Raw genomic sequence first — 20,552 nt, 5'->3', positions numbered from 1 at the left:
AACGCTACCGGAGATGTTCATATCGGGTTTCCACGCCGCGGACGGTGGCCGTGCGAGCCTGAACCAGAGCTCATGAGATCACGTATCTCCGGACGGCTCGGGGATGCGCACGGAATCGGATGCCGGTGTTCTACCGCCATACGACGGATCGACGCTCCTGAAGGGGGTTCCATTGGCACGCACGGAATCGGCCGTAGGGTCCGCACTCGGACCGGCACTGCGCGACGACCGGACAGTAGACAAGATCAGGGATTACGACATCGAGCGGGACTTCGTATCCGCCGCGCTCGAATCGGGGCGCTGGGGTCTCGACAGTGCCGGTGGCCTGCCGCCGCTGCCGGAGGCGGTGATCGACGAAACCGTCGCCACCGGGCTCGGCGTGGAACAGGCCCGGGCCGCCGCGGAGTTCGCGCATTACCAGCAGGTTCCCCATGCCGTACCGGTATCGAACGGGACCCGTGCGATCGTGGTGGCGCTGATGGCCGCGACGGTCGCCGCGCCGCTGCTCGGCCGCCGTGAGCTGCGGCCCGGAATGAAGGTCCTGGTACCGGGCCTGACCTGGCAGGCCACCCCGGCGGGGCCCGTCGACCGGCGGCTGGCCCCGGTATTCCTCGATATCGATCCGGAGACCGGAGTCGTGGACACCGGTGCCCTCGCCCGCGCGCTGGAGTCCGATCGGGACCGCGAGATCGCCGCCGCGGTGATCCCGGACCTCTACTGCCGGATGGTCGATATGCCGGAGATCGCGCGGATCTGCGCGGACTACGGGGTCACGAGTATCGAGGATTGCGCGCATGCGCACGGTGGCGTCATCCGGGGCCGGGCCGCCGGATCGGTCGCGGATTTCGGGACCTGGTCGTTCCAATCATCCAAATCGATCGGAGTGGGTGAGGGCGGAATGGTCACCACGCCACACGGCCATCTGGTCGATCAACTGGTGTCACTGACCACTTGCGGCCGTCCGCTGGGCGGTTCGGTCCCGTTCCAGGCCGGGAACGAGCGACGGCCCGCGCTGGGCGCCGCGCTCCTGCGGGCCCGGCTGCGCCGCTTCTACACCGGTGAACTGGCGGAGAAGCTGCACGGCCTCGCGGCACTGGAATCGGCGATCTCGCGGGTACCGGGGCTGGCGCCGATGGCCGCGCAACCGGCCGTCGACCGGCAGATAACCTACAAGGTGCTGGCGCGGGTCGAGCCGGGCGCCTTCGGCGGGCTGCCCCTGCCGCTGCTCACCCGGGCCTACGGCCACCTCCTGGGATGCGAGGTCACGCCGGTCTACGAGCCGCTGGACCGCACGGATGTGTACCGGCCGCTCACCGATCCCGCCAACCGCTGGTCCGAGGAATACTTCGCCGCCCTCGACCCACGCGCATTCGATCTGTCGCACGCGCACGCACTGGCCGAGACGACACTGGCCTTCGAGCACGCCGTACTCCGGGACCCGGATTTCCCGGAACTGTTCACCCGCGCGAGCGATATCGTCCGCGACCGCGCGCGGCACCTGGTGTCCGCGCGCTGACCCGCGTGGCCGCCGATCCGGCAACGACGCCGTTCACCGATATCGAACAAGGCACGCAACGAATTCGAGTAGGAGAACCGTGAGCATCCGAGGTATCGCGATCGTGGGGGCATCGTCGGCGGTCGCGCCACGCCACACGGAAGCATTCGACCGACTCCCGTCCACGGAGATACGCGCACTCGTGGAAATCGACCCCGGTAAAGCCGCTCCGCTGCGGGCCGCCCACCCGGGGATACCGGTGTTCGGCAGTATCGCGGAGGTGTCCGCGCCGATCGACCTCGCCGTGGTCTGCGTTCCGGATCCCGTCCACGGCCCGGTGGTCACCGAATGCCTGAACCGCGGCTGGCATGTGCTGTGCGAGAAACCGCTCACCGACGATATCGCGGTCGCGCAACGATTGTTCGCGCACGCGGACAAGTCCGGATTACTGCTGGCGGTCGCCTACCAGCGACGCCATATGCTGGCCGAACTCGGGGATCTCGTCGCCACCGGCGTGATAGGCGACCTCTACTGGGTGAACGCCTGGTGGATGCGCCGCAGCGGCCATCCCGACTCCCGGCGCGCGATGCTGCGGCGCGGCGACGGTGTCCGCGGCGATCTGGTACCCCATATGCTGTCGCAGACCTTGCGCTTCCTGGCGCCGGGAAAGCTGACGGTCGTCGCCCGGGACTGGCAGATCAATACCGGCTGGGGCAGCGAGGACACCGCGCGGGTGACCATTCGTGACAGCGCCGATGTGGAACTGCAGATCCACGCGGCCTACGACGCACCTCATGTCAGCACTTCCGACGATTGCGGGATCACGTTGTACGGGACTCTGGGATCGATCCACCTCGACCTGCCGACAGGCCAGGATGCGGGGTGGGCACAGGAGAATCCGCCCATTCTGTATCCACGGGACGGTTCCGCGGTGCGCCGGCTCGCGCCGGTGCCGACCACCCCGCAATGCCATCTCCTCCAGGCGGCCGCCGCCGAAGCGCTGTCCTGTGGTCCGGCCCCGGCCGCCATCCGGGATCAGGAGATGACCCTGGTGCGCACGGTCGCGGCGGCGCAGGCGTCGGCGACCTGGGACGGCGTCGCGATACCGGTCGATCACGCGCTCGCCGACCAGGGCGCGACCAGGTCGATGTGCTGACGGGGAGGCGGGAATGCAACAGCGGACGGCGCCGGCCGAACGGTATCGCTGGTACCTGGCGACTCTGGGCCTGTTCCTGCTCAACGGACTGGGTTACGCGGCCCTGGCCTCCCGGCTACCGGAACTGCGCGACACCTACGGCCTGACCGACGCCCAGCTCGGTTTCGCGCGGACCGGGTTCGTCGTCGGCCTGACGGCGACCATGTTCGTGGCACCGCAGCTGGTGCGGCGGGCGCGAGCGCGCCGCGCCGCGCCGGTCGCGGCGGGGATCTACCTGCTCGGCATCGGTCTCGCCGGCGCGGGTCTGGGATTGTGGTCGATGGTGGGGTGGTTGGTCGTGGCCGGCGCGGCGAACGCGCTGCTGGATATCGGCCAGAACGTCATCGCCGTGCGGCTCGAGAAGAGCCGGATGGAAACCGGTCCGCATGCCCGGGCCAACAGCCTGCTCTCCCCGCTGGAAGGTTTCCAGGCGGTGGGCGGGGTGCTCGGCGCCGCCTTCGGCGCGACCACGGCGGGACGGGCCGGACTGACCGTCTCCTTCGCCGTCCTCGCGGCGGTGGGCGCCGTCGGCGCCGTCGTGGTCTTCCTCCTGCTCCGCCGATTCGACCCGCCGTCGCCGGAATCCGGCGGGCCGGGCGCGGGTACGGTGCGGCACCGGGCGCGAGCGGCGGCGGGGCGGCGCCCGTCCCTCGCGGCCCGGATACGGGCAGCCTATCCGCCGCGGTTGCGGCGGCTCACCGCCATGAGTTTCACCGCTCTGCTGCTGGAGGGCGCGCTGATGAACTGGCTCACCGTCGTCGTGGTGAACGCGGGCGGTTCGCTGACAGCGGCGGGTACCGCCCTCACCGTGTTCATCGGCGCGCTGTGCCTGGGCCGTCTCGCCTACGGGCCGTTGAGCCCGCGCGTGGACCGGGTGCGTTTCGCCCGGTCCTGCGGCCTGCTCCTGGTGGCGGGCATCGCCGGGATCGTGCAGCCGTTCTGGCAGGGCGATATCGCGTTCACGTTGGTGTGCGCGGCCGCGGCGGGACTCGGGCTGTCGAACCTGCATCCGTTCTGCACCGCCACGGTCGGGCATACCGCCGCCGCCGGAACGGAGGAAGAAGCGCTGGGGAAACTCAACCGGGTGGCCTATACGGGAATTGCCCTCGAGGGAGTACTCATCGCGGCGCTCACCGCGGCGATCGGGCTCGACGCGGCCCTGGGTCTGCTGGGACTGCTCGCGCTGTTGTTCGTCTTTCAGGCGCGCCAGTTCGCCACCGGGCCCGATACCGTCGCGGTCCGGGCGCGATGAGGCCGGAGCAGATCGACACGACACCGCTCGGCGACCGCATTTCCGCAGGTTGCCCGCCCGGGTGGCGTACCGTCGGGCCAACGGGGCCGCACGGGTCTCCCCATCAGGAGGACACCGATGTCCGATAAATCTCCGCGCAGTTCCAATTCCAAGAAATCCGGCAAGACGCTGAAGGAAAAGCGAGCGGACAAGAAGGCCAAGGCCGACCGTAAGTCCGAGGCCGTCACCGCTGTCGAACCCAAGGCGTAGCCTTGCGGCCCGCCCGTCACCGACGGTGGCGGGCGGGCTCGGGCCGGCGGCCGCATCGACCTGCCGGCTACCGACCCGGCCGGGCCGCGCGGCTCTCCACCGTGCGGATCACATCGGCGACGATATGGTCGAACAACGCGTCGGCGTCGAAGCGGGTCTCGGCCCGCGCCCGGCGTAACAGGGGCAACTCGAGCTCCGGGTGATCGTCGAGCCAGGTCCCGGGCACCGGATACTGCTCGGCGATCGGCGCGCCGGCATCGGCCCGGAAGTCGACGAAGAGCGCGAATCCGTAGAGCCGCAGCATCAGATCGCTGTGCACCAGCAGCGCCTCGCGCAGGTCGAGACCGACGGCGGTGAGGAATCGGAGAAACGCTTCGGGCGCGGTGAGGCGCCGGGCCGGAATCCCCGCGGTCCCGACCTGCTCGTCGAGAGCGACCAGCAGCGCACGGGGATGCCGTCTACCGACCTCCCGGTGCAGGTCACAGAATTCACGCAGACTCGCGCGCCAGTTCCCGGGGTCCAGCTCCGGATCGGGTAATCCGGACAGCCACAGTTGCACCGCCCGGTCGACGACGTCCTGCCGGTCGCGGACATGCCGGTACACGGCACGGACCGTGACGCCGAGATGGGCGGCGAGATCCTGCATCGTGACGGACGCGAAACCGGACCGGCCCGCCAATTCGAGCATCGCGGCGGCGATGGATCCGGCGTTCAGCGTTTCCCGGCCGGCCCGGGTCGCCGGGCTGCGACGCCGCCGGCCCGGCGGCAGCGGAGAGGACATCACCGCAACATACCCGGCATCATTGACGTTCACAATGCATTGACATCAAGCCGGTCCGGTTCTCACACTGTTGATGCCGTCGCGTGCTGTCGCGCCGGTATCCATCCGACGAAAGGCTCCGCCGATGCCTACCGGCGATCTCCGCGACCCCGCGCTCGATGCCCTGATCACCGATCTCCAGCGCCGCAGCGCCGAACAGGTCCCGTCGATCACGTCCTATTTCGCCGGCCGCGCCGGGCGCGGCGACCCGGCCGATCTCACCGACCTCGATTCCCGTGCCGCCGCCTTCCTGTCCGACAAGCTCGTCGCGCTCGAACACGACAAGGCACTGTTCTGTCACCGCCTCTGCCTGGCGATGCGAGCCCGCCGGATCGTGGAGATCGGCACCTCGTACGGCGTATCCACGCTCTACCTGGCCCGGGCGGTCCGGATGGTGGTGGAATCCGACGGCGGTTCCGGAGTCGTGATCGGCACCGAATACGAACCCGCGAAGGCCGCGGCCGCCCGCGAGAACTTCCGCGCCGCCGGACTGGCGGACCTCATCGACCTCCGCGAGGGCGACCTCCGGCAGACTCTGCCCGATCTGGCCGGACCCATCGACGTGGCACTGATCGACATATGGCCGGCCATGGCGCGGCCCGCTCTGGAACTGCTGACACCGAAACTGCGGACCGGCGGCGTCCTGCTGGTCGACAACACCGAGAACCGTCCCGAGATCTACCGTGACGCGTTCGATTACCTCGACGACCCGGCCCACGGCCTGCTCACCCAGACCCTGCCGTTCCGAGGCGGTCTGGAGATGATCGTCAAGATGTAGACGCCCGGGACGTCGGGCACCCGGGAGGGTGGGCACCGCGGACGTGGCGGAAGAGGCCGAACAGCAGACGGCCGGAGGTGTCGGGCCGCGCCGATATCCTGCCAGGATGGTCAGACCCGATCCGGCACTGCGGCGCTTGATGCGCGAGACAGGGAAGTTACTGCAGCCGTATGGCTTTCACGGCGAGGAGCCGCGCTGGGTGCGGGTCGAGCCGGGTGGGGTCGCGGCGGTGGGGCGTACCAGGGTCTCCCGCACCTGGAGCGATGGACAGCAGGTCATCGGGTTCGGCCTGCAGGCGGGCGCGACGCCCACGGCGTGGTGGGAATTCGGCAATTGGCGCAACGCCCGCCTCGGTCTGCCGCCGGTACCGCTCGAGGATGCCGCCGGGCCGGATCTGATCGATGCCGGTGAGCCCGCGCCGATGTGGAGTCTGCGTATCGACCCGGACCTGCCCGGTGGCCACGCGTCGCAGCGCGATATCGACACCATCCGCGCCGAACTGCCGCGGCGCGTCCACGCCCTCGCCCGCCGCGCCCTTCAACTGGTCGACTCCGACCGCTACCTCGACGAGTTGCTGACCGAACCCGACCCGCGCCTGGGGACATGGGAAACGGTTGCGGTGCTGCTGGCCGGTCGAGGGCCCGGCCCGGAACTCGACACCGCGATAGACCGGATCCGGCAGGGCTTCGCCGGCCGCGAGCCGTCCGGGTATGCGAACGACATCATCGAATACGCGCGGAACCGGGAACCGGCGGCCCAGCCCGCACCCCGAGTAGGCTCGTCCGGGTGAATACTCCGGTAGCGGGCGGTACGCAGGTCGAGGTGGTCCGGGTCTTCACCGACGCCACCGGTGCCTTCGGCAACGCGCTGGGCATCGCCCGCGCCGGCGATGTCGCCGGTGCCGACCACCAGGCCCTGGCCGCCCGGCTCGGTTACAGCGAGACGGTGATCGTCGAGAGCCCGCGGGGCGGCAGTGCCCGGATGCGCATCTACACACCGACGGTGGAACTGCCCTTCGCCGGGCATCCCACGGTCGGCGCGGCCTGGTGGCTGGCCGATCAAGGTACTCCGGTCACCACTCTGGAGGTGCCCGCCGGACCGGTGTCGGTGGCCGAGAGCGGCGGCCTCGTCCGGATTCGCGCGCTCCCGGCCTGGGCCCCCGATTTCACCTTCCACGAGTTCGAGGACATCGAACTCCTCACCACCGTGGACCCCGCGGAATTCGACAGCGGCCACCATTACCTCTGGGGCTGGACCGACCGCGAACGCGGCGCGGTCCGGGCCCGGATGTTCGCCCCCGCCATGGGTATCGCCGAGGACGAGGCCACCGGCGCCGCCGCCATCGCCCTCACCGGCCGCCTCGAGCGCGGGCTGGCGATCACCCAGGGGCGGGGTTCGCAGCTGTTCACCGAATACGATCCCGACGGCTGGGTCCGCCTCGGCGGCCGGGTGGTCCCGGATCATCCGGTCGTGCTGTAGTTCGGATCGTCCATATCCAGGACGGCGTCGGCCAGTTGGTCCAGCACCGCGCTCTGGTGACTGATGACCAGAAGCGCGGGTCCGTCGCGGCGTAGCCGGTCGAGGAGGTCGATCACCACCTGCTGGGACTTCGCGTCGAGTGAGGCGGTGATCTCGTCGCAGATCAGGATCTGCGGGTCGGCGGCCAGAGCGCGGGCGAGGGCCACCCGCTGTTGCTGCCCACCGGAGAGTTCACCGGGGCGACGCGAGGCGAGGTCCGGGTCCAGCCCGACCTCGGTCAGCAAGCGGATCACCTCGAGATCGGCCGTGGCGGTATCCATTCCGCGCAGCAGGGTCAGTGGCCGGCGGATCTGGGTGCCCACGCGGTGCGCCGGGTTGAGCGCGGTGGCGGGGTTCTGCGGGATCAGTTGCAGTGCCCGGCGCTGGAGTGTCGTGCGTTCGTCGGTACCGGGTGGCAGCAGGGTACCGGCCAGCCGGATGGTGCCGCCGGCCGCCGGGTGCAGGCCGGTCAGCGCCCGGGCCACGGTGGTCTTTCCCGCTCCGGAAACCCCGGTGAGCGCCAGGCAGGAGCCCGGGACCAGGTCGAAGGAGACACCGTCGACGACCGTCCTCGACCGGTACGAGCACGTCAGCGCTTCCACCCGCAGAATCGGCTCCTCCTCGCGGAATTCCGGTTTCCGCACCGTAACGGCCGCCGCTCGGTTGTCGGATGCGCGTATCGGGCGATACGCGGCCACCCGGCCGGCGTCCAGTTCGAGCACATCGTCGACGAGCGACGCGACACCGGGTAGATCGTGGGTGATGACGACGAACGCGGTGCCCGCTTCCCGGCGTACCGCGCCCAGCATCTCGACGAGATCGGTGCGCGCCCGCAGGTCGAGTCCGGTCGTGGGCTCGTCGAGGACGACGAGGGCGGGGTCGCCGATCATGGCCATGGCCACGAGGACCCGCTGCTGCTGGCCCCCGGACAACTCGTGCGGGAACCTGTGGCGGAACGCGCGCCCGGTGGGCAGGCCCACTCGGCGCAGGGCGGCCACCACCTCGTCGCCGGTACGTTCGAGGCCGCTCGCCCGGGCGATCTCGGCGATCGAGGTGCCGATCCGCAGCGCGGGATTGAGGCCGGTGGCCGGGTCCTGCGGAACGAACCCGACCGCCCGGCGATGCGGCCCGCCCCGGCCGATGGTCACCGTGCCCGAGGCCGCGAGTCCGGGCGGCAGTGCGCCGAGTACGGCCGAGACGAAGGTCGTTTTCCCGGCGCCGGACGGGCCGACGACCGCCAGCCCGGCTCCGGGCGCCAGCCGGACGGAAACATCCTCGAGCAACACACGTCCGGCGCCGTTCCGTACGGTGAGCTGCCCGGTACGCAATCCCTCGCCGGTGTCCGGTGCCGGCGTGACCGCGCCGGTCCGGTGCCGGGGTGGGGCGAGCACCCGGTCGCTGAGCATATTGGCCGAGACCACCAGCACCATGATCAGCAATGCCGGGGCGAGCACGGACCACGGTTGCAGACCGAATCCGGGACGGTTCTCGGTGATCATCAGTGCCCAATCCGGTGCCGGCGGGCGAAGACCGAGTCCGAGAAACCCTCCGACCGCGACGATCGAGATCACCCCGGACAATCGCACCCCGGCATCGGCCAGTACCACCGCGCGCAGGTTGGGAAGGATCTCGACCACGGCGATCCGCCAGAGCGGTTCACCCCGGGCCCGGGCCGACTCGATATAGCCGGCGCCGGCGATATCGTGCACCGCGGTGCGGACGATTCGCGCGATCCACGGCGCCGCGGCCAGCGCGGAGGTCAGCAGCACAGCGGCCGCCCCCGCGCCGAGCGCGGTGGCCGTCACGGCCAGCACCAGGAACCACGGCAGAACCACGAGCGCGTCCACCGGCCGCATGAGCCACGGATCGGCCCGCGGCCGCAGCCCGGCCACCAGGCCCAGGGTCAGCCCGAGCGTGTACGCGATGACCAGTGCCAGCGAGGAGACCGCGACCAGCGACCAGCCGCCGTGCAGCAAGCGGGACAGCACATCCCGGCCCACGACATCGGTGCCGAGCAGATATCGCAGGCCGGGGGGCCGGTACGGTGCCGCGACCGAGGCCGTGGGCGAATACGGGGCGAGGAACGGCCCGAGCGCGACCACGCCCAGAATCCCCGCGAGTACCAGCGCCCAGCCGGTTCTTCTCACCATCGCCCCGCACCCACCACAGTCCGGGCGCGCGGACTGATCAGCAGGGCGACAAGATCCGCGAGCAGATAGACGACGATCCCGAACGCCGCCAGCAATACGGCCGCCGACTGTACGAACGGGAAATCGCGCGCCGCGATCGCGATCAGCAGTTCCTTGGATACTCCGGGATAGGAGAAGAGGGTCTCCACGACCGCGATACCGCCGATCAACCCCACCACCGACCCGGCGAGCGGATGGATGGAGGCGGATACGGCGTTGGGCGCGATATGCCGCCACACCAGCCGGAACCCGCCGAGACCGTTCAGTCGCGCGGTGCGGATGTATTCGGCCGTCATGACCTCCGTGGTCTGCGCGCGCACGATTCGCACGGGATGCGGGGACAGACCGGCGACAAGACAGATCACCGGTAGCACCAGCACCTCCGGTCGATCCCAGACGCTGGTACCGGTGGGCACCAGCGATACCGCGGGCAGCAGTCGCAGCGACAGCGCGGCGACCGCCACCAGCAGGACACCGGTGATGAACGGTGGCACCGATTCCACGGCCAGCGCACCGGCGCTGACCATCCGGTCGGTCCGGGACCCCGGACGCACTCCGGCCAGCAGTCCCAGTCCCAGCGCCAGTGGTATCAGCAGCACGATCGTGAGCAGCGCCAGCGCGGCACTGTTGGACAATCGATCGAGCAATACCTCGGCGACGGGACGACCGGAGATCAGCGAATCACCGAGGTCGCCGTGCAGGAAACCGGTGGCCCATTCGGCGAACCGGACCGGAGCCGGGCGGTCCAGGCCCAGTTCCGCGCGCAACGCCGCCAGCTGCTCCGGCGAGGGATCACCCGCGCCGCGCCGGGACAGTACGACCACCGCCGCGTCGGAATCCAGCAATTCGAACAACCCGAAGACCACTACGGTGACCGTGGCGAGCACACCCGCGCCGGCGCCCGCGCGACCGAGAAAATACCTCAGCACGCGCGTCAGCCCTGCGGGGTCATCCAGGTGGTGGCGTAGTTCGCCCAGTCGTCGGTACCCGGTACCCCGGCACGCATTCCGCCCACGGTGTTGCGGGCGGCGTCGGGGCGTTTCGCGAAGCTGTGCAGGATGAGGCCGCCCTCCCGCCACAGTTCGTCCTGTAGCTCGAAGTACAGTTCGCGGCGCCGGTCGGGATTCATGGCGCCCCGGGCCAGGGCGAATTTCGCGTCCCAGCCGGGCCGCCGCCACGCGGTGCTGTTGCTCGGTGAGGTGCTGGTACCGGTCTGGCCGTAGAAATAGTCGAGGCTGTAGTTCCACCACCCCACATGTGTGAGGGCACGTTTGCCGGAGACCTGGGAGAAATAGGTGTCGGCGGGTGCGGATTCGAGCCGGATGGTGATCCCCGCTGCTTTGGCCTGCTCGGCATAGAGGGTGGCCGATTCCACCATGCCGGGCATGCCGTCCGCGGTCACCAGGGTGACCTCGAGATTCTCCTTACCGGCGTCCCGCAGCAGTTCGCGGGCACGCTGCGGGTCGTAGCCGCGCTGCGGGAGGGTGTCGTTGTAGTACGGCGCACCCTTGCCGTAGATATCGTTGCCGACCTCGCCGTACCCGTAGTAGACGGCGTCGACCATCGCCTGCCGGTCCACGGCCAGCCGCATCGCCTGCCGGACCCGGACATCGTCGAACGGGGCCAGATCGGTACGCATCTGGAAACACCCCATCAGTCCCTCGGGCGGCACGTACACGGTCGCGGCGGGGTCGTTCTCCAGATTCCGGGCCTGCAGATAGCTCATCTCGTGCACCACCTCGCCCTCACCGGAGAGAAAGGCGTTCATCCGGGCCTCGGTCTCGGCGATCTGGATGATCTCGACTTCGTCCAGCAGCGCCGGTCCGTCCCAGTGGCGGTCGTTGCGCCGCAGCAGTGTGCGGTCGCCCGGGGACCAGTGGGCCAGCGCGAACGGCCCGGTCCCGACCGGGAGGGTCCGCTGATCGAACTCGGTCGTGCCGTCCTTGACCACGTAGCAGTACCAGCCCGCGAGCACCGAGCCGAAGTCGGCGATGGGTGTTTTCATCGCGACGAGTACGTCGAGTTCGCCGTCTGCCCTGGTTCGCGCCATATCGACCATCGCCAGGTCACCGGCCGAGGCCCGGGCCGGGTCGAGCATCCGCTCGAAGCTCCACAGCACATCGCGGGAGGTCAGCGCGGCACCGTCGCTGAACACCACACCCGGGCGCAGGCTGATCCGCCATACGCTGCCGTCGGCATTCGGTTCCAGTGCCCGCGCCAGCCGGTATCGCAGGGTGAGATCGTTGTTGTAGGCGACCAGTTTGTCCCAGACGTTCTTCGAGACCGCGCCACCGGCCGAACTGCCCGCCTCGTGGGGGTCCAGCACGTCGGAGGTCGCCGACCGCCCGGCGATCAGCGAGCGCAGCCGGCCACCCGGCTGCGGTGGGCCCGACGCCGGACCGGAAGGTCCGCTGCCCGTACCGCAACCGGTGAGCAGCGGGACACCGGCAGCGGTGAGGCCGAGTATGCCCGCCGCGCCGGCCAGTAGTCGTCGACGGCCGAGCACAGGCAGGCCGCTGGTGGAGTCGTTCATCGCCATCCTCGTGGGTGTCACCCGATACCGCGGCGCAGGTGTCCTGGCTCCCGGATCGACACATCCCCGCCGGCCTTCCAACCTGGGTAGGTCGTGGCCACATCTGGCGGATCGCTCCTCGGTGACAGTTGCGGGACAGCCCCGGATTCGCACCGGTGTTCCCTGCACCGCCGCTGACGTTACCGGGCAGTTGTCCGGTTCGGGGCACTCCGGTCCCCGAAAAGGGTACGGGCGTCCCAGCCCGCACCCGCGATTTCCGGCATCCTCCGGCCGCCCGCGCTACCCCGGGATATGCCCGCACTCGCCCGGTCACCGCCGGGACCGGGCGAGTGCCGGCCTCAGATCGTTACCGCGCCCGCGTCGTGGACGAGGGCCGCGCGGGCGAGCGTCGCCTGCGCCATCTTCACATGGGCCGCGTCGACGAGCACACCCTCGACGCCCACCGCGCCCCTGCCCTTCGCCTCCGCTTCCCGGTAGGCGGCGATATTACGTTCGGCCAGAGCGATCTCCTCGGCCGTCGGCGCGTAAACGGTGTTGGCGATCGGTACCTGAACCGGGTGGATCGCCCATTTACCGGTGTAGCCGAGCAGCGAGGCACGGTGAGCGTCGCGTTCGTAGCCGTCGGTGTTCGCGTAATCCGGAAACGGGGCGTCGATCGCGACGATTCCGGCGATCCGGGCCGCGACGATGACCTTGGCGCGAGCGTAGTGCCAGAAGTCTCCGGGGTAGTCGCCGAGCGGTTCGAAGTTGGTATCGACCCGTGCGCCCTGCGAGAGCGAGAAATCGCCGACTCCGAAGATCAGCGCGTCCACCCGGGAACTGGCCTTCGCGATGGCCTCGGCATTCGCCAGGCCCTCGACTTCCTCGATCAGGACCTCCAGCCGGATCTGCCGGTCCAGCCCGAGTTTCGTTTCGAGCTGGGTGAGCAGCACATCGACCCACCACACGTCGCGCGCGGTGAGCGCCTTGGGTACCACGATGGTGTCCAGCCGGTCTCCGGCCCGGGTCACCACCTCGATGATGTCGTCGTGGCACCAGGGGGTGTCGAGCCCGTTGATACGTACCGCCCGGGCGGTACGTCCCCAGTCGAGATCGTTCAGGGCGCCGATGGCCTTCTCCCGGGATTCCTCTTTCAGGCTTTCCGGGGTCGCGTCCTCCAGGTCCAGGAAAACGAGGTCGGCGCCGCTGGACAGGGCTTTGTCGAACATATGGTCGTTGCAGGCCGGCAGTGCCAGCTCGGAACGGCGCAGTACAGAAGTCATGAGAAGTCCTCGTGGTCGGTTGTTCACAGCACGCCGCGGGCGCGCAGATCGTCGAGTTCGGGAGTGGTGAGGCCGAGCAGGTCGCCGTAGATCTCGGCATTGTGTTCGCCGAGGCGAGGACCGAGATGATCGACGCGGCCCGCCGCGCCGGAGAATCGCGGCACGGGTGCCTGCACAGTCATGGTGCCGAGTTCGTCGTCTCCGATCGGGACGAACACCTCGCGATGCCGCATCTGCTCGTCTCCTACCAGATCGGTGATGTCGTACACCGGGGCCGCGGCCACCTCGGCGGTATCGAACACCGACATCGCCTCGGCCAGTGTGTGTTCCGATACCCATGCGGCAACTGCCTCGTCCACTTCGGCCGCGCGGGCCAGCCGCCGTTGCGGGTCGGCGAAATCGGCGTCGGTGGCCAGGTCGTCGCGGCCGATGGCGCGGAACACCCGCAACGCCAGTGCCGGGGAACTACCGGACATGGCAAGCCAGCGCCCGTCGCCGGTGCGGTAGGTGTTGCGCGGGGCCGAGATATCCCACCGGTTGCCGGCACGAGCCGGTACCAGCCCGAGCTGGTCGTAGCCGAGCAGTGTTTGTTCGAGCAGCCGGGCCAGCGGGTCGATGAGGTTGATATCGATCAATTGTCCCGGGCCGCCGTGCACATCGCGGTGGTAGAGCGCCATCAGTACCGCGTACGCGGCGTTGAGCGAGGCCACGCCGTCGGCGAGCATGAACGGCGGCAGCGTCGGCGGGCCGCCCGATTCACCCGTGAGATGGGCGAAACCACTCATCGCCTCGCCGAGAGTTCCGAATCCGGGCCGCTCACTCTTCGGGCCGGTGAGTCCGTAGCCGGTGATGTGGGCCATGATCAGGCGTTCGTTCACCGCCCGCAGGCTCTCGTAGTCCAGACCCCAGGCCCGCAGGGTGTGAGCGCGGGTGTTGGCGATCACCACATCCGCTTTCTCGACGATCCGCCGCAGCAGTTTCTGACCTTCCGGCACCCGGAGGTCGAGCGTCACCGATTTCTTGTTGCGGGACAACGACTTCCACATCAGCCCGACCCCGTCACGCTGATTGCCCCAGCCGCGGATCGGGTCACCCACTCCGGGCTGTTCGACCTTGATCACCTCGGCGCCGAATTCGCCCAGGTAGGTCGCCGCGAGCGGCGCGGCGGCCAGCGTGGCCATATCGAGTACCCGGACTCCCGCCAGCAAGGACCCGTTCGTGGTGCCCGTCATCTAGGCACTCGATCCGGCGGTGCGAGAAGCAGCGGGAAGCGGCAACCCCAGATGCTCTCGCAGGGTTCGCCCCTCGTACGAGGTGCGGAACAGTCCGGCACGCTGCAAATGCGGTACCACCATCCGGACGACATCCTCGAACGCGCCCGGCATATGGGTCGCGGCGAGTACGAACCCGTCGCAGGCGTCGCTGTGGAACCATTCCGCCATCTGCTCGGCCACCTGCGGACCGGTCCCCACGAAGCGCGGTCCCTGCAGCAGGGTCGCCCGGTGACCGGCCAGATCCCGCACCGTCACCGTACGGCCGAGGTGCGCGCGCATATTCTCCACCAGGCCGCGGATGCCCGATATCGAGGCGATCACTTCGTCGGTGACCGGGTCGTCGAGTTCGTGCCGGGCGAAGTCGTAGTTGGTCAACTCCGACAGCAACGTCAGCGAGGCCATCGGGTCCACGAGGTCGTCGAGCAGCATCGCCTCCCGTTCCTTCGCGTGCTGCTCGGACTCGCCGACCACCGCGTAGGCCATCGGGCAGATCCGCACCGAGCGCGGATCCCGGCCCGCGGCCTCGATACGCGACTTCTGGTCGGCATAGTGCGCGCGGGCGACTTCCAGGCCCGGGTCGCCGGTGAAGATCAGTTCGGCCCAGCGTGAGGCGAAATCACGCCCCCGCCCCGACGATCCGGCCTGCAGGATCACCGGACGGCCCTGCGGCGTGCGCGGCACCGTCAGCGGCCCCTGCGCGGAGAACCAGTGGCCTCTGTGGCCGAGTTCGTGGACTTTCGCGGGGTCGGCGAAACAACCGTCGGCACGCTCGTGCCGCAGGGCGCCGTCCTCCCAGGTATCCCAGAGCCCGGCCACCACCTCCAGGAACTCGTCGGCGCGGTCGTAGCGCTCGTCGTGGCCGAGATGCTGCTCGAATCCGAAATTTCTCGCCTCGCTGTCGTTGACCGACGTCACGACATTCCACGCGGCCCGGCCACCCGACAGGTGATCCAGGGTGGCGAAGGTCCGCGCCACGTGGAAGGGCGCGTAGTAGGTGGTCGAGTAGGTGGCGCCGAGCCCGATCCGCGAGGTCGCCTGCGCGACCACCCCCAGCACCACGCTCAGATCGAGTTTCACCGGCCGCGCACCGGAGCGCACCGCCTCGGCCACCGAGCCGCCGTAGATCCCCGGCATCGCCAGGCGGTCGTCGAAGAACATGAGGTCGAAACAGCCCTCCTCGAGTTGCCGTCCGACCTTCGCGTAATACGACGCGTCGAGATACCCGTGCTCGGTCGCCGGATGCCGCCACGACCCCGAATACACCGAGGTATTCCCTGCCTGCATGAACGCGACCAGGCTCATCCGGTCGCCACGTCTCACTGCCATGCGACGAATGTAGCATCTGATATGTCAGATATGAACGCTCAGATTTGGCGTATGCTCTGTTAAGGTCCGATCATGGCTGCAGTCGACATCTCCGGCACCGTGCGCGAACGCGCAGCGCGAGAACTGCGCGACCGCATTCTCACCGGCGCCATGCCGGCGGGGTCACGGGTCGACCTGGACGCCATCACCGAGGAGTTCGCCACGAGCCGCACTCCGGTACGGGAAGCTCTGCTGGAACTGTCCTTCGAAGGTCTGGTGCGGGTCGCACCGCGCAGCGGGATCACCGTGATCGGTATCGGCGCCGACGATGTGCGCGACAGCTTCGTCCTGCTCGGGGTCCTCACCGGGCAAGCAGCGGCGTGGGCCGCCGAACGTATCGGCCCGGGCGAACTGCCCAGGCTTCGCGAGTTGTCCGCCGCGGTGGCCACCTGCTCCGGCGACGATGCCATCGGCGAGGCGAACTGGAAGTTCCACCAGGCGATCCACCGCGCCGCCCACTCCCCCCGGCTGCTCACCCAGATCAAGCAGGCCGCGCGGGTGGTGCCGTCGAACTTTCTGCGAATCTTCCCCGAACACGAGCGTCATTCCCTGCACGAACACGACGAACTGCTCGACGCGCTCGAAGCACGCGACGCGACCGCGGCCCGCGGGATCGCCGAGCGGCATGTCCTGGCAGCGGGTCACTTCCTGGCGGATTGGCTCGAGTCCCGGCAGCGGGAGCAACCGGCGTAACCGCGCCCCCTGGGCCCGGCGAACACCACCGAGCACGGCGCAGCGCCGCCGGGCCGGTACCGCGGATTCGGCACCACCGCCCCATGCGGTCAGGCCACCGGGCGCTGGTCGACGCCGACGTATTCGCTCAGCGGCCGGATCAGCGCGTTGGCCTGACCCTGTTCGATGATGTGGGCGGTCCAGCCGGTGATACGGCTCATGACGAAGATCGGCGTGAAGACCTCGATATCGAACCCGAGCAGGTGGTAGGCCGGGCCGGTCGGGAAGTCCAGGTTCGGCTTGATCCCGGTGGCGTCGTCCATGGTCTGTTCCAGGATCTCGTACATCCGCACCCACTTCTGCCCGTCGGTGACAGCGGCGATATCCAGGAAGGCGTTTTTCATGGTGGGGACCCGGGAATCGCCCTTCTTGTAGACCCGGTGACCGAACCCCATCACCTTTTCCTTCTTGGAAAGTTTGTTCCGCAACCATTCCTCGGCCAGGCCGGGATCGCCGATCTCCAGCATGTGGTGCATCACGGCCTCGTTCGCGCCGCCGTGCAGGGGACCCTTGAGCGCGCCGATGGCAGCGGTCACGGCACTGTAGATATCCGACAGTGTCGAGGTGACCACACGCGCGGCGAAAGTAGAGGCGTTGAAACTGTGCTCGGCATACAGGATCAGCGAGACCTCGAACGCCTTCACCAGCTCCGGCGCCGGTACCTTGCCGAAGCACATGTTGAGGAAGTTCTCGGCGTAACCCATATGGGAATGCGGGGCGATCGGGTCCAGGCCCCGGCGACGCCGGTGGTCGGCGGCCACGATCGTCGGCAGCACCGCGAACATCCGCAGCGATTTCGCGAGATTGGCCCTCGCCGAGTTGTCGTCCTCGGCCGGATCTTCGGCGCCGAGATAGCTGATCGCGGTGCGGACGACATCCATCGGGTGACAGTTGTCGGGCATCTTCTGCACCAGCGACAGCAGCGACCGGTCGGCGCGGCGGGAGGCCCGCTCCTGCTGCTGGAAGCGTTCCAGCTCGGCGTCGGTCGGTAACTCACCGTGCCACAGGAGGTAGGCGACCTGTTCGAAGGTGCAGTGGGCCGCCAGATCCTGGACGGCGTAACCGCGGTAGGTCAGGGAGTTGGTTTCCGGCACCACTTTCGAAATCGAGGTCGTGTCGACGACGACGCCTGCCAGACCCTTGTAGATGGTCGCGATCGCGGTCTCCGGCCCACCCGCCGCCCGGCCGCCGCCCCGCACGGAATCGCTACGCGCTGCTGTACTCGTCACTGGTGCCCTCCCAGAGTGAAATCGAAGATATCCGAATCGAATTCGTTGTAGCGTTCGTATTGGAGGAGCTCGTAGAGGCGACTCCGGTGCTGCATGCGGTCCAGCAGCCCCGATTGCGTGCCTTCGGAGTAGATCTCCCGCAGGCCCGCCTCGGCGGCGTACATCGCCAGGCGCAGCGTGGAAACCGGATAGATGACGACGTTGTAGCCGAGGGATTCGAGCGTGCCCGCCGGAATCAGTTCGGATTTGCCGAATTCGGTCATATTCGCCAGCAGCGGAGTGGAGACCGCCGCGCGGAATTTCTCGAACTCCGCGGGCGTATGCAGCGCCTCGGTGAAGATGAGGTCCGCGCCCGCGTCGGCGTAGGCCTTCGCCCGGTCGATCGCGGCATCTATTCCCTCGATACCGGCGGCGTCGGTGCGCGCGCAGATCACGAAATTCGGGTCGCGGCGGGCCGAGACCGCGGCACGCAGCCGGCGCACCATCTCGTCGGTGGGTACCACGGCCTTACCGTCGAGGTGACCGCAGCGTTTGGGATTGACCTGATCCTCGAGATGGCAGCCGGCGATTCCGGCGTCCTCGAGCACGGTGACCGTCCGGGCCGCGCTCATCGGCTCACCGAAACCGGTATCGGCGTCGATGAGCACCGGCAGATCGGTGACCCGGGCGATCTGCTGACCGCGGCCGGACACCTCGGTCAGGGTGGTCAGGCCGATATCCGGCAGCGCCAGATCGGCCGCGAGCACCGCACCGGAGACATAGACGCCCTCGAAACCGATCTCCTGGATCAGCTTGGCCACCAGTGGATTGAAGGCCCCCGGGAAGCGCTGGATACGGCCCGACTCGAGGCCGGCCCGGAAGGCGGCCCGTTTATCCGCCGCGGACGTCGAAGCAGCGAGCAGACCGGTCATCAGAACAGTCCCTTCGGGGAATGGGGCGCGCGGGCGAGCACATCCGACGAGACGGTGAAGGTGAGCTCCGACAACTCACCGGCCGACAGCTCGCCCGCGCGCTGGACCACTTCGAGGAAGCGGTCCTGCTCGGCCGGATCGACAACACCCTCGGCGAGGGTGCGGAATTTGGTGATGTACTGATCGCGGGCGAAGGGCCGGGCGCCGAGCGGGTGCGCGTCGGCGACGGCCAGTTCGTCGGTGATCACCTCACCGCTCTTCAGCGTGACCTCGGCGCGGGCGCCGAACGCCTTCTCCGCCGGGTCGGTGGAGTGGTAGCGGCGGGTCCATTCCGGATCCTCGGCGGTGGAGATCTTGCGCCACAGCTCCACGGTGTCCGGGCGCTGCGCCCGCTCCGGCGCGTACGAGCGCTCGTGATGCCAGGTGCCGTCCTGGAGGGCGACCGCGAAGATGTAGGGCACCGAATGGTCGAGGGTTTCGCGCGAGGCGGTCGGATCGAACTTCTGCGGATCGCCGGATCCGGTGCCGATCACCACATGGGTGTGGTGGCTGGTGTGCAGCACGATCGAGGCGATCTGGTCGAGATCGCCGATACGGTCACGCAGGCGGCGGGCCAGATCGATCGGGGCCTGGCTCTGGTACTCGGCGGAATGCTCCTTGGTGTAGGAGTCCAGGATCGCGCGCTTGGCTTCGCCCGGTCCGGGCAGCGGCACCGAGTACTCGGCCTTCGGCCCGCCCAGCAGCCAGGCGATCACCCCGTCCTCGCCCTCCCAGATCGGCGACGGCGCACCCTCACCGCGCATGGCCCGGTCGACGGCCTCCACGGCCATCTTCCCGGCGAAAGCGGGCGCGTAGGCCTTCCAGCTCGAGATCTCGCCCTTGCGGGACTGGCGGGTCGCGGTGGTGGTGTGCAGCGCCTGGCCGATGGCCTGGTAGATGGTCTCGGCGTCCAGCCCGAGCAGGGTGCCGATACCGGCGGCGGCCGACGGGCCCAGATGGGCGACGTGGTCGATCTTGTGTTCGTGCAGGCAGATGGACCGAACCAGATCGATCTGGATCTCGTAGCCGGTGGCCAGACCACGGATGAGGTCGCGGCCGGTGCGGCCGGTGTGCTGGGCCACCGCCAGGATCGAGGGAATGTTGTCGCCGGGATGGGAGTACTCGGCAGCCAGGAACGTGTCGTGGAAATCGAGTTCGCGGACGGCGACGCCGTTGGCCCAGGCGGCCCACTCGGGAGAGAAACGGCCGTCGACGCCGAATACGGTCGCGCCCGGCCGGTACGGATGCGCCAGCGCCTGGGCCCGGGCGTTGGCTACCGGGCGCCGCGTCACCGACGCCGCGGCGACGGCCGCGTTGTCGATGATCCGGTTGACGATCATCTCCTCGGTCTCCGGGGCAACCTCCACCGGATCGGTCGCCACCTCCGCGATCTGCCATGCCAGATGCTGTTCGCGGGGGAAATTCTCCGCGGAACGATGGGTGCGGACGAGATGATTCTTCACGCTCGGGTCCTCCAGGGAGTCGATGGAATTTCGCTTGATTCGCACGCTACCGATGGCCGACTACCTGCGCTATACCACTCATTTGTCGAATTTTGCGTAAGTCGACCGGCAAATTTGCGAAACCTGCGGAATATCGCCGTGCTAGATTGCGGAGGTGGAGCGTATGTACGCGGGCGGGCGCCTGCGCGGACTTCGGGAGCAGCGCGGACTCTCACAATCGGGCCTGGCCAAGACGCTGGGGCTATCGG

Annotated in this window: 18 protein-coding genes and 1 riboswitch; of the genes, 8 read left to right on the top strand and 10 right to left on the bottom strand. The window is 68.8% G+C overall.

The window, feature by feature from the left end:
- Positions 1-172 precede the first annotated feature (172 nt).
- The 4 genes from ACWDU1_RS07800 (at position 173) to ACWDU1_RS07785 (ending at position 4,191) form a co-directional block, all read left to right on the top strand.
- The gene (locus ACWDU1_RS07800) at positions 173-1,516 is read left to right on the top strand and encodes a DegT/DnrJ/EryC1/StrS family aminotransferase (protein WP_449996540.1); all 1,344 of its coding nucleotides are present in this window, start codon (positions 173-175) and stop codon (positions 1,514-1,516) included.
- A 79-nt stretch (positions 1,517-1,595) separates the two neighbouring features.
- Positions 1,596-2,651 carry a Gfo/Idh/MocA family protein gene (locus tag ACWDU1_RS07795; protein WP_449996538.1) on the top strand — a complete coding sequence of 352 codons (1,056 nt, stop codon included), beginning with the start codon at positions 1,596-1,598 and terminating at the stop codon, positions 2,649-2,651.
- A gap of 13 nt (positions 2,652-2,664) precedes the next feature.
- A complete protein-coding gene (locus ACWDU1_RS07790; RefSeq protein ID WP_449996536.1) occupies positions 2,665-3,942 on the top strand; it encodes an MFS transporter in 1,278 nt (425 codons plus the stop codon).
- 117 nt (positions 3,943-4,059) lie between these two features.
- Positions 4,060-4,191 carry a hypothetical protein gene (locus ACWDU1_RS07785; protein ID WP_449996535.1) on the top strand — a complete coding sequence of 44 codons (132 nt, stop codon included), beginning with the start codon at positions 4,060-4,062 and terminating at the stop codon, positions 4,189-4,191.
- Positions 4,192-4,258: 67 nt separating this feature from the next.
- On the opposite strand, the gene ACWDU1_RS07780 is transcribed toward ACWDU1_RS07785, so the two are convergent.
- Positions 4,259-4,972: a TetR/AcrR family transcriptional regulator gene (locus ACWDU1_RS07780; protein WP_449996533.1), complete on the bottom strand. Its 714-nt coding sequence runs from the start codon at positions 4,970-4,972 to the stop codon at positions 4,259-4,261.
- A gap of 124 nt (positions 4,973-5,096) precedes the next feature.
- Between ACWDU1_RS07780 and ACWDU1_RS07775 the strand changes: the two genes are divergently transcribed.
- From ACWDU1_RS07775 to ACWDU1_RS07765, 3 genes are all read left to right on the top strand, one after another.
- Positions 5,097-5,789 carry an O-methyltransferase gene (locus tag ACWDU1_RS07775; protein ID WP_449996531.1) on the top strand — a complete coding sequence of 231 codons (693 nt, stop codon included), beginning with the start codon at positions 5,097-5,099 and terminating at the stop codon, positions 5,787-5,789.
- Between the two features lie 106 nt (positions 5,790-5,895).
- The gene (locus tag ACWDU1_RS07770; RefSeq protein WP_449996529.1) at positions 5,896-6,579 is read left to right on the top strand and encodes a hypothetical protein; all 684 of its coding nucleotides are present in this window, start codon (positions 5,896-5,898) and stop codon (positions 6,577-6,579) included.
- Complete coding sequence (locus tag ACWDU1_RS07765) at positions 6,576-7,268, top strand: PhzF family phenazine biosynthesis protein (protein WP_449996527.1); 693 nt, start codon at positions 6,576-6,578, stop codon at positions 7,266-7,268. The genes ACWDU1_RS07770 and ACWDU1_RS07765 overlap by 4 nt, the downstream gene beginning before the upstream one ends.
- On the opposite strand, the gene ACWDU1_RS07760 is transcribed toward ACWDU1_RS07765, so the two are convergent.
- The 6 genes from ACWDU1_RS07760 to ACWDU1_RS07735 form a co-directional block, all read right to left on the bottom strand.
- Positions 7,250-9,457, bottom strand: a complete 2,208-nt coding sequence (locus ACWDU1_RS07760) for an ABC transporter ATP-binding protein/permease (protein WP_449996525.1) — start codon at positions 9,455-9,457, stop codon at positions 7,250-7,252. The two genes, ACWDU1_RS07765 and ACWDU1_RS07760, sit on opposite strands and share 19 nt — an antisense overlap.
- Complete coding sequence (locus ACWDU1_RS07755; RefSeq protein WP_449996523.1) at positions 9,451-10,425, bottom strand: ABC transporter permease; 975 nt, start codon at positions 10,423-10,425, stop codon at positions 9,451-9,453. Before ACWDU1_RS07755 ends, ACWDU1_RS07760 begins: the two co-directional genes overlap by 7 nt.
- A 5-nt stretch (positions 10,426-10,430) precedes the next feature.
- Positions 10,431-12,029: an ABC transporter substrate-binding protein gene (locus tag ACWDU1_RS07750; RefSeq protein WP_449996521.1), complete on the bottom strand. Its 1,599-nt coding sequence runs from the start codon at positions 12,027-12,029 to the stop codon at positions 10,431-10,433.
- Positions 12,030-12,065: 36 nt separating this feature from the next.
- Positions 12,066-12,193, bottom strand: a riboswitch (cobalamin riboswitch).
- A 174-nt stretch (positions 12,194-12,367) separates the two neighbouring features.
- Positions 12,368-13,291 (bottom strand): HpcH/HpaI aldolase/citrate lyase family protein, encoded by a 924-nt coding sequence (locus tag ACWDU1_RS07745; RefSeq protein ID WP_449996519.1) that lies wholly within the window; start codon positions 13,289-13,291, stop codon positions 12,368-12,370.
- Between the two features lie 23 nt (positions 13,292-13,314).
- Positions 13,315-14,499 carry a CaiB/BaiF CoA transferase family protein gene (locus ACWDU1_RS07740; protein ID WP_449996563.1) on the bottom strand — a complete coding sequence of 395 codons (1,185 nt, stop codon included), beginning with the start codon at positions 14,497-14,499 and terminating at the stop codon, positions 13,315-13,317.
- Between the two features lie 24 nt (positions 14,500-14,523).
- Positions 14,524-15,891, bottom strand: a complete 1,368-nt coding sequence (locus ACWDU1_RS07735) for an LLM class flavin-dependent oxidoreductase (RefSeq protein ID WP_449996517.1) — start codon at positions 15,889-15,891, stop codon at positions 14,524-14,526.
- 72 nt (positions 15,892-15,963) lie between these two features.
- On the opposite strand from ACWDU1_RS07735, the gene ACWDU1_RS07730 reads away from it, so the two are divergent.
- Positions 15,964-16,623: a GntR family transcriptional regulator gene (locus ACWDU1_RS07730; protein WP_449996516.1), complete on the top strand. Its 660-nt coding sequence runs from the start codon at positions 15,964-15,966 to the stop codon at positions 16,621-16,623.
- An 89-nt stretch (positions 16,624-16,712) separates the two neighbouring features.
- Here ACWDU1_RS07730 and ACWDU1_RS07725 read toward each other — a convergent pair whose 3' ends face one another.
- From ACWDU1_RS07725 to prpD, 3 genes are read right to left on the bottom strand one after another with little or no spacing between them, the layout of a single operon-like run.
- Complete coding sequence (locus tag ACWDU1_RS07725) at positions 16,713-17,861, bottom strand: bifunctional 2-methylcitrate synthase/citrate synthase (RefSeq protein WP_449996561.1); 1,149 nt, start codon at positions 17,859-17,861, stop codon at positions 16,713-16,715.
- A gap of 26 nt (positions 17,862-17,887) precedes the next feature.
- On the bottom strand, positions 17,888-18,802 hold the full coding sequence (gene prpB / locus ACWDU1_RS07720) for a methylisocitrate lyase (RefSeq protein ID WP_449996514.1): 915 nt from the start codon (positions 18,800-18,802) through the stop codon (positions 17,888-17,890).
- Positions 18,802-20,304, bottom strand: a complete 1,503-nt coding sequence (gene prpD, locus ACWDU1_RS07715; RefSeq protein WP_449996513.1) for a 2-methylcitrate dehydratase PrpD — start codon at positions 20,302-20,304, stop codon at positions 18,802-18,804. The genes prpB and prpD overlap by 1 nt, the downstream gene beginning before the upstream one ends.
- Positions 20,305-20,552 lie beyond the last annotated feature (248 nt).

This window comes from Nocardia sp. NPDC003345, from assembly GCF_053589395.1.
Note: the sequence above shows the minus strand (reverse complement) of the source record. Positions and strands in the feature narration are given on the sequence as shown.

What these genes read in the sequence shown, in the direction of transcription:
- ACWDU1_RS07790 (WP_449996536.1), top strand. Translation starts at nt 2,665, where the DNA reads ATGCAACAGCGGACGGCGCCGGCCGAACGGTATCGCTGGTACCTGGCG.
- ACWDU1_RS07750 (WP_449996521.1), bottom strand. Translation starts at nt 12,029, where the DNA reads ATGAACGACTCCACCAGCGGCCTGCCTGTGCTCGGCCGTCGACGACTA.
- prpB (WP_449996514.1), bottom strand. Translation starts at nt 18,802, where the DNA reads ATGACCGGTCTGCTCGCTGCTTCGACGTCCGCGGCGGATAAACGGGCC.
- ACWDU1_RS07730 (WP_449996516.1), top strand. Translation starts at nt 15,964, where the DNA reads ATGGCTGCAGTCGACATCTCCGGCACCGTGCGCGAACGCGCAGCGCGA.
- ACWDU1_RS07770 (WP_449996529.1), top strand. Translation starts at nt 5,896, where the DNA reads ATGGTCAGACCCGATCCGGCACTGCGGCGCTTGATGCGCGAGACAGGG.
- ACWDU1_RS07745 (WP_449996519.1), bottom strand. Translation starts at nt 13,291, where the DNA reads ATGACTTCTGTACTGCGCCGTTCCGAGCTGGCACTGCCGGCCTGCAAC.
- ACWDU1_RS07785 (WP_449996535.1), top strand. Translation starts at nt 4,060, where the DNA reads ATGTCCGATAAATCTCCGCGCAGTTCCAATTCCAAGAAATCCGGCAAG.
- ACWDU1_RS07775 (WP_449996531.1), top strand. Translation starts at nt 5,097, where the DNA reads ATGCCTACCGGCGATCTCCGCGACCCCGCGCTCGATGCCCTGATCACC.
- ACWDU1_RS07760 (WP_449996525.1), bottom strand. Translation starts at nt 9,457, where the DNA reads ATGGTGAGAAGAACCGGCTGGGCGCTGGTACTCGCGGGGATTCTGGGC.
- ACWDU1_RS07780 (WP_449996533.1), bottom strand. Translation starts at nt 4,972, where the DNA reads ATGTCCTCTCCGCTGCCGCCGGGCCGGCGGCGTCGCAGCCCGGCGACC.
- ACWDU1_RS07735 (WP_449996517.1), bottom strand. Translation starts at nt 15,891, where the DNA reads ATGGCAGTGAGACGTGGCGACCGGATGAGCCTGGTCGCGTTCATGCAG.